Genomic DNA, 13,964 nt, shown 5'->3' with positions numbered 1-13,964 from the left:
CCCGCCGCCGCCCCGCCCGCCGACGCCCCGCCCGCCGGCGTCGCACCGCCGCCCGCGCCCCCGACCACCCCCGCACCTCCCCGCACCACCGACCGGAAGGACACCCCTTGACCGCACCCGCCCTGGACCTCGGAGGCGTCGTCGTCGCCACCACGCTGCCGTTCCGCGAGGACGCATCCGCCCCCGCCGGCCTCGCCGTCGACTACGACGCGTACGCGGCCCACTGCGACTGGCTCATGTCGAACGGCTGCCGCGGCGTCGGCCCGAACGGATCGCTCGGCGAGTACTCGTCGCTCACCGACGAGGAGCGCCGGAAGGTCGTGCAGGTCGCGGTCGAGACCGTGGGCGACCGCGGGATCGTCGTCGCCGGCGTGCACGGCGTCGGCTGGCACCAGGCGAGGAAGTGGGCCGAGATCGCGGCCGAGGACGGCGCCGACGGCGTGCTCCTCCTCCCGCCCACCATCTACCGGGCGAGCGACGACGAGGTCGTCGAGCACTACGCGCGCGTCGACGAGGTGGGCCTGCCGATCATGGCCTACAACAACCCGTTCGACACCAAGGTCGACCTCACGCCGCAGCTCCTCCAGCGGCTCGACGCGCTCGAGAACGTCGTGGCGATCAAGGAGTTCTCGGGCGACATCCGGCGCGTGACGGAGATCCAGGACCTCACGGGCCTCGACGTCATCGCGGGTGCCGACGACCTGCTGCTCGAGTCGCTCATCATGGGCGCCGTCGGCTGGTTCGCGGGCTACCCGAACGCCTTCCCGCGCGAGGCCGTCGAGCTGTACGGGCTCGCGACCAGCGGCCGCATCGAGGAGGCGAAGGAGCTGTACCGCCACCTCGTCCCCGTGTTCCGCTGGGATTCGCGCACCGAGTTCGTGCAGGCCATCAAGCTCTCGATCGACGTCGCCGGCGAGAGCACGGGCGGCCCGACGCGTCCGCCGCGCGCGCCGCTGCCCGCCGCCATCGCGGAGCAGGTCACGCGCGACACGCGCCGCGCGCTTGACCACCTCGCCGGGCGATGATCGACGGATGAGGTCCTCCCGCGTCTTCCACGCCGTCGACTCGCACACGGAGGGCATGCCGACCCGCGTCGTCACGAGCGGGTTCGGCGTGATCCCCGGCTCCACCATGAACGAGCGCCGCCTGCACCTCATCGAGCACCTCGACCACCTGCGGCTCCTGCTCATGACGGAGCCGCGCGGGCACGCGGCGATGAGCGGCGCGATCCTGCAGCCGCCCACGCGCGACGACTGCGACTGGGGCGTCCTCTACATCGAGGTGTCCGGCTGCCTGCCGATGTGCGGCCACGGCACCATCGGCGTCGCGACCGTGCTGGTGGAGACCGGGCTCGTGGAGGTGCAGGAGCCGGTCACCACGATCCGGCTCGACACCCCGGCCGGGCTCGTGATCGCGCGGGTCGACGTGGAGGACGGCCGAGCCGCCTCGGTCACCATCGAGAACGTGCCCTCGTACGTGGAGCGGCTCGACGCCTCGATCGAGGTGCCCGGGTACGGCACCGTCCCGTACAGCCTCGCGTTCGGCGGCAACTTCTACGCGGTCGTCGAGCTCGACGCGCTGGGGCTGCCGTTCGACCGGGAGCGGCAGCAGGAGATCCTCGCCGCGGGGCTCGCGATCATGGGCGCGATCAACGACCAGGACGCGCCGTCGCACCCGGAGATATCCGGTGTCGACCACTGCCACCACGTCGAGTTCCTGGCACCCGGGTCCGACGCGCGGCTGTCGCGGCACGCCATGGCGATCCACCCCGGCTGGTTCGACCGCTCGCCGTGCGGCACCGGCACGTCCGCGCGCATGGCCGAGCTGTGGGCGCGCGGCGAGCTCGCGGTGGGCGACGAGTTCGTGAACGAGTCGTTCATCGGCAGCCGCTTCACCGGCCGGATCCTCCGCGAGACGGCCGTCGCCGGGCGGCCCGCCATCGTCCCCGCCATCACCGGGCGCGCCTGGATCACCGGCATGGGACAGTACCTGCTGGACCCCACCGACCCGTTCCCGAGCGGCTTCCGGTTCTGAACCGCGAGCCCCCACCGAGGAGAGACATGACCCCGCACGAGACCGCCCCGACCACCGACCAGGCCGTGGATCCCGCCGTCGCCGCGACCGTCGACGCCGTCGCCGCGCGCGCCGCCCGGGCCGCCGCACCCCTCGCCGCGCTGGCCCCTGCTGCCCGTGCCCGAGCGCTCGACACCGTCGCCGACGCGCTCGAGGCGATCCGCCCCGAGCTGCTGCCCGTCGCCGAGCGGGAGACCGCGCTCGCGCCCGGCCGCCTCGCCGGCGAGCTGACGCGCACGACCGTGCAGCTCAAGATCCTCGCGGCCGCCGTGCGCGACGGCCGCTACCTCGGCGCGCGCATCGACCACGCGGATCCCGACGCCGCGCCCGCCCCGCGCCCCGACATCCGCCGGTACCTCGTGCCCGTGGGTCCGGTCCTCAACTTCGCGGCGTCGAACTTCCCGTTCGCGTTCTCGGTGGCGGGCGGCGACACGGCGTCGGCGCTCGCGGTCGGCTGCCCCGTGGTCGTGAAGGCGCACCCGGGGCACCCGGAGCTGTCGCGCCGTGTCGCCGAGGCCGCGTCCGCCGCGCTCGTCGAGGCCGGCCTCCCCGAGGGCACGCTGCAGCTCATCGAGGGCGAGGAGGCGGGGCTCGCGATGCTGCGCGACTCGCGGATCCGCGCCGCCACCTTCACGGGATCGCTCCGCGCCGGCCGCTTCCTCGCCGACGTCGCAGCCGCCCGCCCCGACCCGATCCCGTTCTTCGGCGAGCTGGGCAGCGTCAACCCGGTCGTCATCACGGAGCGCGCCGCCGCCGAGCGCGGGGAAGACATCGCCGCCGCCCTCGTGGCGAGCGCCGCCGGATCCGCCGGGCAGCTGTGCACCGCGCCCGGCATCGTGCTGATCCCGGCGGGCCACGGCCTCGACGCCGTCCTCGCGGAGGAGGCCGGCGCGGTCGCGCCGCACGGCATGCTCAACTCCCGGATCGCGGAGGGCTACGCGGGCGGGCGGGCCGCCGCCATCGCGGTCGACGGCGTGCGCCTCGTCGCCGAGGGCCGCGCGCCCGCGGGCGACGACGGATCCGTGACCCCCACCATCGCCGCCGTGGCGCTCGCCGACTTCGAGGCCGAGCGCGAGGTGCTGCGGCACGAGGTGTTCGGCCCGTTCGCGCTCCTCGTCGAGTACCCCGCGGGCACCGACCTCGCCGCCCTCGCCGCTCGCACCTTCGAGGGCGAGTTGACCGCGAGCGTCCACCTCGGCGAGGGCGAGGCCGACGCGGCGACCGCCGAGCTGATCCGCGTGCTGGCCGCCCGCGCCGGCCGCGTGCTCGTCGACGCCTGGCCCACGGGCGTCTCCGTCACCGACGCGCAGCAGCACGGCGGACCCTGGCCCGCCACCACGCTCGACCGCGGCACGAGCGTCGGCACCGCGTCGCTCGACCGTCTGCTCCGCGGCGTCGCGTTCCAGGGCGTCCCGGACGCGCTGCTGCCCGAACCCCTGCGCACCGCGAACCCGTGGGGCGTGCCCCAGCGGGTGAGCGCGCGCGGCGCCCGCGCCTGACGCCGGGATCCGCCGGGCGCCCGCCGCGCTGGCCGCGCGTCCGGGCTCGGCGCGTGCTCCGCTAGCCGCAGGGCCGCCCCGCCGCTGAGGGTTCCCACAACCCGCGACCGCCTGCCGCGGGAGCGCGTTGGAGGCCCGCGACGTGTTTTTCGGCAGGTGGAGGATCCGTGCATAGCGTGGCCGGTGCCGGCGGGGACGCCGGCGCAGACGACGGCACGGAGGATCCATGGTCGACACGGCGGCACGAGGACGCACCACCCGCGGCACGAGGGGACGAGGCCCCGCCGCGGCACCGCAGGACGGCAGCGCAGCCCCCGAGGGCTCTCCCCACGAGGGCGCGCTCCGCGAGGCGGGCGTCCCGGTCGCCGGCGCCGTGGACGCCGAGGTCGCCCGCGAGCTCGACCGCACCGACGGCGACGCGGGGGTGGACACCGGCCCCCGCGTCGACGTCGAGGGCCTCGGCCGCGTGCTCCTCGGGCGCTGGGCCGACGTCCGCCGCTCGTCCCGCGAGCTGACAAGCCGCCCCGAGCTGCACCGCATGGAGGGCCTCGACATGCACCAGCACCGGGCGCGCGTGAGCGAGCAGCTGAAGATCCTGGTCGAGCACGGCGGCGTGCACCGCGCCTACCCCGTGTCCGTCGGCGGGCTCGAGGACCACGGCGGCAACATCGCGGGCTTCGAGGAGCTCGTGGCCGCGGATCCGTCCCTCCAGATCAAGGCCGGCGTGCAGTGGGGACTGTTCGGCTCCGCCGTGATGCACCTGGGCACCGAGCGCCACCACCGCGAGCTGCTCCCGGGGATCATGACGCTCGAGACGCCGGGCGCGTTCGCAATGACCGAGACGGGCCACGGATCCGACGTCGCCAGCATCGGCACGACCGCGACCTACGACCCCGAGACCGGCGAGTTCGACCTGCACACCCCGTTCCGCGCGGCGTGGAAGGACTACATCGGCAACGGCGCCATCGACGGCCGCGCCGCGACCGTGTTTGCGCAGCTCGTCACCCAGGGCGTGAACCACGGCGTGCACTGCTTCTTCGTGCCGCTCCGCGACGAGACCGGCGCGTTCCTGCCCGGCGTCGGCGGCGAGGACGACGGCCTCAAGGGCGGCCTCAACGGGATCGACAACGGCCGCCTCCACTTCGACCACGTGCGCGTGCCGCGCGCGAACCTCCTCAACCGCTACGGCGACGTGGCCGAGGACGGCACGTACACGTCGGAGATCTCGAGCCCCGGCCGCCGCTTCTTCACGATGCTCGGCACACTCGTGCAGGGTCGCGTGTCGCTCGACGGCGCCGCGACCAGCGCCGCCAAGATCGCGCTGCAGATCGCCGTCACCTACGGCAACCAGCGCCGCCAGTTCGTCGCGGGCGGCACCGACGAGGAGGTGCTGCTCGACTACCAGCGGCACCAGCGCCGGCTGATCCCGCGCATCGCGACCACGTACGCCGCGTCGTTCGCGCACGAGAAGCTCCTCACCCAGTTCGACTCCGTGTTCTCCGGCGCGACCGACACGGACGCGGACCGGCAGGACCTCGAGACGCTCGCCGCCGCGTTCAAGCCGCTGAGCACCTGGCACGCGCTCGACACGATCCAGGAGGCGCGCGAGGCGTGCGGCGGCCAGGGCTTCCTCGCGGAGAACCGGCTCGTCGGGCTCCGCGCCGACCTCGACGTCTACGCGACCTTCGAGGGCGACAACACCGTGCTCCTCCAGCTGGTCGCGAAGCGCCTGCTCACCGACGTGAACAAGCGCTTCGCGAAGGCCGACTTCGGGGTGCTGGCGCGCTACGCCGTCGAGCAGGCCGCGGATCGCACGCTGCGCTCGACCGGTCTGCGCACGCTCGGGCAGGCGCTCGCGGACCGCGGATCCACCGCCCGCTCCGTCGGCCAGCTGCGCGAGCCGGACACGCAGCGCGCGCTGCTGACGGGCCGCGTCGAGACCATGGTCGGCGAGATCGCGACCGCGCTCCGCGCCACCCGCAAGATGCCGCCGGCCGAGGCCGCCGCGCTCGTCAACCGGCACCAGGACGCGCTCATCGAGGCGGCCCGCGCGCATGCGCAGCTGCTGCAGTGGGAGGCGTTCACCGAGGCGCTGGATCCCGCGTCGGAGACCGGCCGCGCCATGGACGACGGCACCCGCAGGATCCTCACCTGGACCCGCGACCTCTTCGGCCTCCGCCTCATCGAGGAGGACCTGGCCTGGTTCCTGATCCACGGTCGCATCAGCTCCGCGCGCGCTCGGGCCGTCACGGCCTACGTCGACCGGCTCGTCGCCCGCCTCCGCCCGCACGCGCAGGACCTCGTGGACGCGTTCGGCTACACGCCGGCGCACGTCCGCGCGGCCGTGGCGTCGGGCGAGGAGAAGGACCGCCAGGACGAGGCGCGCGCGTACCGCGACGCCCGGATCGCCGACGGCTCGGCGCCGCGCATGGAGAAGAGCGAGAAGAAGAAGGGGTAGCGCGGTCATCCCGTCCCACGGACGCGCAGATGCCCGGGTCACCTCACGGAGGTGGCCCGGGCATCGTGGTGTCGCGGTCGGATCAGGCCTTGACCTTGACCTTCGCCGCGGTGGCGGTGGCGACGGCGTTGATGAACGTGGCGTCCTGCGCCAGGCGCGTGCCGAGACCGGCGACCATCTTCTCGATGTTCTCGGTCCGGGACCCGTATCCGATGATGGTCTGGAGGAGGCCCTGGTAGATCCCCTCGACGCTCTTCGTCTCACCGCCGTTCGACGGATTCCCTGTGTACCACTCGGCGCCCCTGATGGTCTGCGAGATGAGATTCGCGTCTGCCTGCGAGATTGCCATGCTTCCTCCTGCTAATGGTGCGTCATTGATGCGTGATGCGGGATCGATCGCCGTGTTGTTCTGACGGATCTCGATGTGGAGATGCGGTCCTGTGACATCTCCCGATGATCCGACCGCGCCCACGAAGGTGCCCCCGTCGACCTGCTGGCCGACGGACAACGGCGACCGTGACGACATGTGCGCATATAGGGAGCGCCAGTTGGAGCCGTCGCTGTCCGGGTGTCGGATGGTGATGCTGTGCCCGAAGGTGCCGGGTCCGCTGCTGTAGTCGATCCGCTCGACGGTCCCCACGCCGATGGCGAAGATGCTGGTCCCCGCGGCCGGCGCGAAGTCGATCCCGCGGTGGAGCGTCCGCACTCCCGTGATGGGGTGGATGCGGTACCCATAACCTGAGATCGGGCGGACGCGTGTGCTGAACGGGTGGTTCCATGCATTCTCGGCATTCGCGGCCGCAACGGGTTGCAGCACCTCCACGCCGAAAAGCGCGACCATGAACAGCGCTGCGGTGACTATCTGCCTGCGCGTCGCGCCGGTGCGCGGATCGACGATGTCGTCCGGCCCCAGCCCGTCGGGCGCGTCGAATGATTCCAATTCCTTGACCAATTTCCCCCCGAATGTCTTTCTCGAAGGTATCCAGCGACTGAGGGAGAAGGCAAGCGGAATGCGGTCCTCATCATTGCGGACGTGACCGCGTGCGGAGGATGCGGTATTCGCGCGCGGGATGCCGCGCGCCAGGCGGGATGGCCTCGAGAGGCGGAGGTGCCGCGCTACGCGTGCAGCGCCGCATCCGCCTGGCCCGTGCGCCACGACGCGAAGCGGGCCGTGAAGCCCGCGCGGGTGGGTGCGCAGCAGAAGGGGCCGGCGGTCACCCGGGCGTCGGGATCCAGCGGCGCGACGCGCACGAGCCGCCACGGCTCGCAGTCCACCCGGGCGCGCACCGTGAGGGCGTCGCCCATGCGGCTCGCGCGGATCGTCACGAGCCGGCCCGACCAGCCCGGCACCGGGGCGAGCGACCAGTCGGAGACGCCGCGCGTGACGACCGCGCCGAGGCCGTCCTCGCCGTCGCTGCGCTCGATGCCCGCCTTGATCCACGTCTCCGCGTCGACCCGCACGAAGACACCGGCCTGGTCGAACTGCTCGCGGAGGTCCAGCGTGAACGCCACCTCGACCGCGGCGCCCGGATCCAGGGGCGCGAGGAGCGCGTGCTCGGTGTCGTGCACGAAGCCGTACGAGGTCGTTCGCCAGGCGTCGCTGCCCTCGCGGGCGGTCACGTCCATGCCGCCGTCGTGGATGCGCACGGCCTCCGGTTCCGTCGTCCATGCGCCCCGGTTCCAGGGGATGTCGGCGAGTGCGGGGGATGCGGGGGAGTCGGTCATGGGATGACCGTACGCGGCGGGCGGACGTCAGACGGCGAGGAGGAGCCGCACGGCGGCCGACACCTCCGCCATGAGGTAGCCGGGGAGGTGCCCCACGGGGTGGGGCTCGATGAGCTCACGACTGACCGGCCCGATCTGGGGGACCACCGCCACCGAGTCCTTGTCCAGCCCCGACGCCGCTGCCGGGATGAACACGTTCCCCGGGAAGACTTGGAGGCGCACCTGCGAGGTGAACGGGATGATCACGATCGTGGCGATGCCGCTCTCGTTGATCCAGTCGTCCTGGATGACCAGGGACGGCCGGATCTTCGCCGGCTCCGACCCTCGGGGAGCATCGAAGCCGACCCAGACGACGTCCCCTCGGCGGATCACCACTCCGAACCGGTCCGCGCGATGCGCTCCGACTCGCGCAGGAAGTCCTCGCCCGCGGTGGGCTGTCCGACCTCGGCGATGGCGGCGTCCGCGAGACGCGTCAGCTCCGCCTTGTCGGCTCCCTCCAGCTCATCGGCGAGCTTCTGCGCTGCGACACGGTAGAACTCGGAGCGGGTCATCCCGAAGCGCTTCGCGACACGATCGAATCTCTCGAAGTCGGTGTCGGGGACGGAGATGGCGGTCTTCATGTATGCGAGTATAACCGGTCATACTCGCGTGGTCTGGCTCTTCACCGGACAAGCCCAGCCCGCGTCCCCGTCAGTCGGCCACGGGCCGCGGATCGCCCAGGTACGGCATGATCGCCTCCGCCCAGTGCGCGTGCATGACGCGGTAGGAGAAGCGGTCGCGGACGTGCAGGCGCGTGCCGGAGATGTCGGGGTGGGGCGCGTAGACGATGCCGTGCGCCGGGTCGTCGAGCCGGCTGGTGGCGCGGTTCAGCCGGGTGACCTGGGCGAGCAGCAGGTTCCGTCCGAGCATGGGGATCGGCTGGAACCGGTCCATGGGCGGGATGCCCATCAGCACGATCCGGCACGCGTCGCTGGCCTGTTCGCGGACGCAGCCGACGATGGCCTGGATCCGGTCCGTCCACTCCGCGGGGGACGTGGCGACGAGCACGTCCGGGATCCCGAGCGCGACGATCGCGAGGTCGAGCGGACCCGAGCGGCCGGTCATCAGGGCGGCGGCCTTGCGGGCGGTCATGTCGTAGGCCGCCACGGTCTCCCACTCGACGCCGCGCCCCGTGCGCGTGGAGCGCCGGGCGGCGACCTGCGCGGGCATGGCCATGCCGGCGAGGAGCACGCCGTAGCCGGCCACGCCGATGTCGCCCAGGAAGAGCACGCGCTCCGGATCCGGACCCGGGATCGAGGACACGTCGTCGTGCGGCGGGAAGATCGCCGCCTCCATGTCGCGCATGTAGAGCGCGAGATGGAGCCGGAGGGTGGGGCGCGCCACGGCGAGGGCCGCGATCGAGGCGAGCGGCATCACGGCTCGCCCGGTCGTCCGCGCGGCGGTGCGCGTCGTCGAGCGCCTCACGGGAAGGGCGGGCAATGGGTCCTCGTCTCCGGGCGGCGATGGGGCGATGTGTGGAAGGCTACGCGGCGCCCGGCGGCCCGCCCAGCTCCGCCCCGGATCGGGGGCACCGCCGCCCGTAGGCTCGTCGCATGCAGAGCCTCTTCCCCGAGATCGACCCGCACGACACCGGCTTGCTCGACGTGGGGGACGGGCAGCTCCTCCATTGGGAGGTCTCGGGCAATCCCGACGGGATCCCCGTCGTCTTCCTGCACGGCGGGCCGGGCGGCGGCACGAGCCCGACGCACCGGCGCCTCTTCGACCCGGCGAGGTACCGCATCGTGCTCGTCGACCAGCGCGGCTGCGGCCGGAGCACGCCGCACGTGTCCACCCCCGAGGCAGACCTGTCCGTCAACACCACGTGGCACCTCGTGGCCGACATCGAGCGGCTGCGCGAGCACCTGGGAGTGGAGCGGTGGCTCGTGTTCGGCGGATCCTGGGGCTCGACCCTCGCGCTCGCCTACGCGGAGACGCACCCGGCCCGCGTGACCGGCCTCATCCTCCGCGGCATCTTCACGCTGCGGGCGACCGAGCTCGACTGGTTCTACGAGGGGCCCGCCGGCATGGTCTACCCCGACGGTTGGGAGGCGTTCACGGCGCCCGTGCCCGGGGTGGAGCGCGGCGGGATCATCGCGGCGTACGCGGCGCTGCTCGCGGATCCCGACCCCGCGGTGCACGGGCCCGCGGCGGTCGCGTGGAGCACGTGGGAGGCGTCGGGCATCACGCTGCTGCCGAAGCCCGACGTGGTCGCGCGCTTCGCGGAGCCGACGTACGCGCTCGCGTTCGCGCGCATCGAGAACCACTACTTCATGCACGGCGGGTGGATGGAGGACGGGCAGCTGATCCGCGACGCGCACCTGCTCCGCGGCATCCCGACCGAGATCGTGCAGGGCCGATACGACATGTGCACGCCGGCCGCGACCGCGTGGGACCTGCACCTGGCCCTGCCCGAGGCGCGCTTCACGATGGTGCCGGACGCGGGGCACGCGTTCGACGAGCCGGGGATCCTCGACGCGCTGATCGAGGCGACCGAGCGCGCGGCGGACCGGCTGGCGCCCACGAGCTGACCGGGCGGAGCGCCGAACCGGGCGGAGCGCGGATCCGCCGCCGGGTCCGGCTCCGCCGCCGGGTCCGGCCTAGCGGCTGACGAGCGTCGACAGGGCGTGCGACGCCGGCTGCGCGAGCGTCGCCGCGGGGGCCGCCGCGGGCGCGCCGACGCCGCTCAGGATGTCGAGCGCGCGCCGCAGCCGGGTGCTGGAGGTGTGCATCGTGTACGGGAAGTACACGACCTCCACGCCGACGGCCGCGAACTCGGCCTCCAGGCGCTCGCCCTTCGGGGTGCCGCGCCAGTCGTCGCCCTTGAAGAAGACGTCGAAGCCCACCTCGCGCCAGGTGTCGAGCTTGTCCGGCAGGGTCTCCGCGCGGGCCTGGTCGACGTAGCTGATGTGGCTCACGATCTCGAGGCGCTCGGCGAGCGGCACCACCGGCGTGATGCCCTTGTTGCGCTCGAGCATCTCGTCGGAGACGACGCCCGCGATGAGGAAGTCGCACCGGCTCTTGGCGTGCTTGAGGATGTTGAGGTGTCCGACGTGGAAGAGGTCGAAGGCACCGGCGGCGTAGCCGATTCGGGTCATGGCACACGTGTCTCGGGTCGTCCGCGGTCCGGGCGCGGGTACGCGCGGATGCGGGATCGGGTGCAGCCCGGTGCGGGTACGCCGGGCGGGGGCCTCCTGCTCTCGACGACGCGGGTACGTCGGCCGCCCTGGGTGGGGGGCGACGGGGAGCGGGTGGACCTCCGGCGATCTTACGGGCGACCCGGCCGGCCGCGGAAGCGGGATACCCGAAAGGGGGGCATCCCGGTGATCCAGGGGGCACGCCCCCGTCGCCGCGGCCATGACCTCCGTTCGGGGGGCACAACAGCCTGTTGCTGAGCTACATTCGACCAACCCCACCTGTCTGGTGGGTTTTCATCGGCCTGTCTGACCGGCCGATCCGAGCGAGGACCCGCCCGCATGCGCCACCGCACCCCACCCACCGGATCGACCCGGACACCCGACGGATCGACCCCCGCCCGCACCGGGACGGACCGGCACGCCGCCGCCGCGACCCGCCCCCGCCCCGCCCGCCACCTGGTCGCGCTCGCCGTGGTCGTCGGGCTGGCCGTCCCGGCCGTCCTCGTCGCCCCGCAGGCCGCGAGCGCCGCGACCGGCCAGGACCTCACCGCGGGGACCCCCGTGTTCACCGACTCCTTCACCCGCAGCGCGACCGGGGGATGGGGCACCGCCGCCGGCACCGGGGCGTACTCCTACGACGGCGTCTCGGCGTTCCGCGCCAACGGCACGCAGGGCGTCATCGACCTCGCCCGGGCCGGCACCGCCGCGTCGGCCGCCGTCCCCGTGGCCGCTCCCGTCGACAGCGAGACGACCGTCCGCGTGCTGATCCCCCGCGTCCCCGCGCAGGGCAACGGCGTCTACGCCGGGCTCCAGCAGCGCGTGACGGGCTCCTCGTACTACCAGTCGAGCGTGCGGGTCGACAGCGCGGGCGACGCGCGGCTCTCGGTCGTGCGCGTCAACGGATCCACCGCGGGGCAGGCCACCGTGGTCGGCGACACCGTCGTGGCGCGGGGCGTCGTGCCCGGCCGCGTCGTGGTCATCCAGTCGCGCGTCTCGGGTTCCGCCGCCGTCGCGATCGACGCCCGCGCGTGGGTGGACGGCCAGGCCGTTCCCGGCTGGCAGGCCGCCGCCGTGGACACGAGCGCCTCGCGCCTCGTCGCGGGGACGGGCACGCGCCTGTGGTCGTACCTCTCGAAGTCGTCCGGGCCGCAGTCCGTCGCGTTCGACGACGTGGCGGTCCGGCCGCTCACAGCACCGGTCGCGGCACCCGCGCCGACGCCCACGCCTGCCCCGACGACGCCGGCTCCCGCGCCCGCGCCCGGCACCGGATCCGGCTCGTCCGACGCCGAGCAGGGCGTCTCCCTCGGCGACGCGCGCACGGGCGCGGGCTCCGCGCCCGTCGGATCCACCTCCTACGGCGTGCCGTCGGATGCGGTCTACGTCGCGCCGACCGGCTCGAACGGCGGATCCGGGTCGAAGTCGTCGCCGTACGCCACCATCCAGAAGGCCGTCGACGCCGCCCCCGCCGGGCGCACGATCGTCGTCCGTGCCGGCACGTACCACGAGTCGGTCGTGATGCCGCAGGGCAAGGCCCTCACGCTGCAGTCGTACCCGGGCGAGAGGGTGTGGCTCGACGGCAGCCGCCAGGTGTCCTCCTGGACGGCCTCGGGATCCACCCGCTACGCGAGCGGCTGGGACGTCGCCTTCGACGCCAGCCCCACCTACACGCGCGGCAAGCCCGACGGCACCGCGACCGGGTGGCGCTTCGTCGACCCGGCGTACCCGATGGCCGCGCACCCCGACCAGGTCTGGATCGGGCAGACGGCGCAGAAGCAGGTCGCCTCGCGCGACCGGGTCGTCGCCGGCACGTTCTTCGTCGACACCGCGGCCGACCGCCTCTACATCGGATCCGACCCGGGCAGCCAGCCGGTGCGCTCGAGCGACCTCGTGCAGGCACTCAGCGTCCGCGGCGACGGCAGCACGGTGCGCGGCATCGGGATCCGCCGGTACGCGCCCTCGGTGCCGGACCTCGGCGCGGTCGTCGTGCAGGCCCGGAACGTCACGGTCGAGAACCTCGTGATCACCGACAACGCCACCACGGGCATCTCCATCACGGCGACCGGGGCGAAGGCGACCGCGCTCACCGTGGCCCGCAACGGCATGCTCGGGATGCACGCGAACTACGCCGACGGGCTGCGCGCCTCGCGCCTGCTGGTGGCCGACAACGACACCGAGCGCTTCAACCGGGCGCCCGTGTCCGGCGGCTTCAAGATCACGCGCAGCCGCGACGTGGACGTGAAGGACAGCGCGATCCTCCGCAACGTCGGCAACGGCCTGTGGTTCGACGAGTCCGTCTACGACGCCGTCGTCTCGGGCAACGACGTGATGGACAACTCGGGATCCGGCGTCGCCTTCGAGCTCTCGGCGACCATCGCGATCGTGGACAACGTGGTGGCCCGCAACGGCGAGGAGGGCGTCTGGATCGACGACACCGGCCACGTGGACATCTGGAACAACACGTTCGTCGCGAACGACCGCAACATCGACATCTCGCAGGGCACGCGGCGCGCGTCGGACCTCTCGACGGCCGGCCACGATCCCCGTCAGAAGCTGCCGGACCCCACCGTGACGTGGGTGGTGACCGACGTCGACATCGCGAACAACGTGATGCAGGGATCCACCGGCAACGCGCTGCTGGCGGTGGAGGACCACTCGCACCAGCGCTCGGCCGGCCAGATGGGCATCACGACCTCCGGCAACGTCTACCAGCGCGACGCCGCGAACCGCCCCGGCTGGGCCGTGATCTGGTCCCGCGGTGCCGGGGACCCGGCCGTGTACGGATCGGTGCAGGCGTTCAGCGCCGCGACCGGCAACGACCGCTCGTCGCTCGCGATCGACGGGCGCCCGGTCGTGGGCTCGGGCTTCCGGCTCACCGACGAGGTGCGCCGCGTCGAGACGCAGGTAGCCGTGCCGCTGCTGGGCACGGTCGCGGGCCTCATCGGCTGGCTGACCGGCGCGCGCGAGCTCGGGGCCGACGTGGGCTGATCCCCGCACGCACGACAGGACGGGCCGACCCCTCGGGGTCGGCCCGTCCTG

The 13,964-nt window shown here is 73.3% G+C and carries 12 protein-coding genes; 6 read left to right on the top strand and 6 right to left on the bottom strand.

The annotated features are described in order from the left end of the window. Window positions 1-107: 107 nt before the first annotated feature. The 4 genes from HDR73_RS14840 (at window position 108) to HDR73_RS14825 (ending at window position 6,030) form a co-directional block, all read left to right on the top strand. Complete coding sequence (locus HDR73_RS14840; RefSeq protein ID WP_012297554.1) at window positions 108-1,025, top strand: dihydrodipicolinate synthase family protein; 918 nt, start codon at window positions 108-110, stop codon at window positions 1,023-1,025. A gap of 7 nt (window positions 1,026-1,032) precedes the next feature. Next, window positions 1,033-2,034: a proline racemase family protein gene (locus tag HDR73_RS14835; RefSeq protein ID WP_012297555.1), complete on the top strand. Its 1,002-nt coding sequence runs from the start codon at window positions 1,033-1,035 to the stop codon at window positions 2,032-2,034. A gap of 26 nt (window positions 2,035-2,060) precedes the next feature. After that, window positions 2,061-3,572, top strand: coding sequence for an aldehyde dehydrogenase (NADP(+)) (locus HDR73_RS14830; RefSeq protein WP_012297556.1), 1,512 nt, complete (start codon window positions 2,061-2,063; stop codon window positions 3,570-3,572). A 226-nt stretch (window positions 3,573-3,798) separates the two neighbouring features. Next, the gene (locus tag HDR73_RS14825) at window positions 3,799-6,030 is read left to right on the top strand and encodes an acyl-CoA dehydrogenase family protein (RefSeq protein WP_012297557.1); all 2,232 of its coding nucleotides are present in this window, start codon (window positions 3,799-3,801) and stop codon (window positions 6,028-6,030) included. A gap of 82 nt (window positions 6,031-6,112) precedes the next feature. Here the strand turns inward: HDR73_RS14825 and HDR73_RS14820 are convergent, their stop codons facing one another. From HDR73_RS14820 to HDR73_RS14800, 5 genes are all read right to left on the bottom strand, one after another. After that, window positions 6,113-6,982: a M23 family metallopeptidase gene (locus HDR73_RS14820; RefSeq protein WP_012297558.1), complete on the bottom strand. Its 870-nt coding sequence runs from the start codon at window positions 6,980-6,982 to the stop codon at window positions 6,113-6,115. 164 nt (window positions 6,983-7,146) lie between these two features. Continuing rightward, window positions 7,147-7,755, bottom strand: coding sequence for a DUF1349 domain-containing protein (locus tag HDR73_RS14815; RefSeq protein ID WP_041464251.1), 609 nt, complete (start codon window positions 7,753-7,755; stop codon window positions 7,147-7,149). Window positions 7,756-7,782: 27 nt separating this feature from the next. After that, the gene (locus HDR73_RS14810) at window positions 7,783-8,127 is read right to left on the bottom strand and encodes a type II toxin-antitoxin system PemK/MazF family toxin (protein ID WP_041464791.1); all 345 of its coding nucleotides are present in this window, start codon (window positions 8,125-8,127) and stop codon (window positions 7,783-7,785) included. Continuing rightward, window positions 8,124-8,375, bottom strand: coding sequence for a CopG family transcriptional regulator (locus HDR73_RS14805; protein WP_012297561.1), 252 nt, complete (start codon window positions 8,373-8,375; stop codon window positions 8,124-8,126). Before HDR73_RS14805 ends, HDR73_RS14810 begins: the two co-directional genes overlap by 4 nt. 70 nt (window positions 8,376-8,445) lie before the next feature. Further along, window positions 8,446-9,234 carry a GDSL-type esterase/lipase family protein gene (locus HDR73_RS14800; RefSeq protein ID WP_012297562.1) on the bottom strand — a complete coding sequence of 263 codons (789 nt, stop codon included), beginning with the start codon at window positions 9,232-9,234 and terminating at the stop codon, window positions 8,446-8,448. A 113-nt stretch (window positions 9,235-9,347) separates the two neighbouring features. On the opposite strand from HDR73_RS14800, the gene pip reads away from it, so the two are divergent. Next, the gene (gene pip, locus HDR73_RS14795) at window positions 9,348-10,322 is read left to right on the top strand and encodes a prolyl aminopeptidase (protein ID WP_012297563.1); all 975 of its coding nucleotides are present in this window, start codon (window positions 9,348-9,350) and stop codon (window positions 10,320-10,322) included. Window positions 10,323-10,391: 69 nt separating this feature from the next. Here the strand turns inward: pip and HDR73_RS14790 are convergent, their stop codons facing one another. After that, complete coding sequence (locus tag HDR73_RS14790; protein WP_012297564.1) at window positions 10,392-10,889, bottom strand: FAD synthase family protein; 498 nt, start codon at window positions 10,887-10,889, stop codon at window positions 10,392-10,394. A 378-nt stretch (window positions 10,890-11,267) separates the two neighbouring features. Here HDR73_RS14790 and HDR73_RS14785 point away from each other — a divergent pair, with 378 nt between their 5' ends. Beyond that, window positions 11,268-13,913: a right-handed parallel beta-helix repeat-containing protein gene (locus HDR73_RS14785; RefSeq protein WP_012297565.1), complete on the top strand. Its 2,646-nt coding sequence runs from the start codon at window positions 11,268-11,270 to the stop codon at window positions 13,911-13,913. The last annotated feature ends 51 nt before the right edge of the window (window positions 13,914-13,964 follow it).

Source organism: Clavibacter sp. (assembly GCF_014802555.1).
Classification (GTDB): Bacteria; Actinomycetota; Actinomycetes; order Actinomycetales; family Microbacteriaceae; genus Clavibacter; species Clavibacter sepedonicus.
This window is presented reverse-complemented; position numbering and strand designations above follow the sequence as displayed.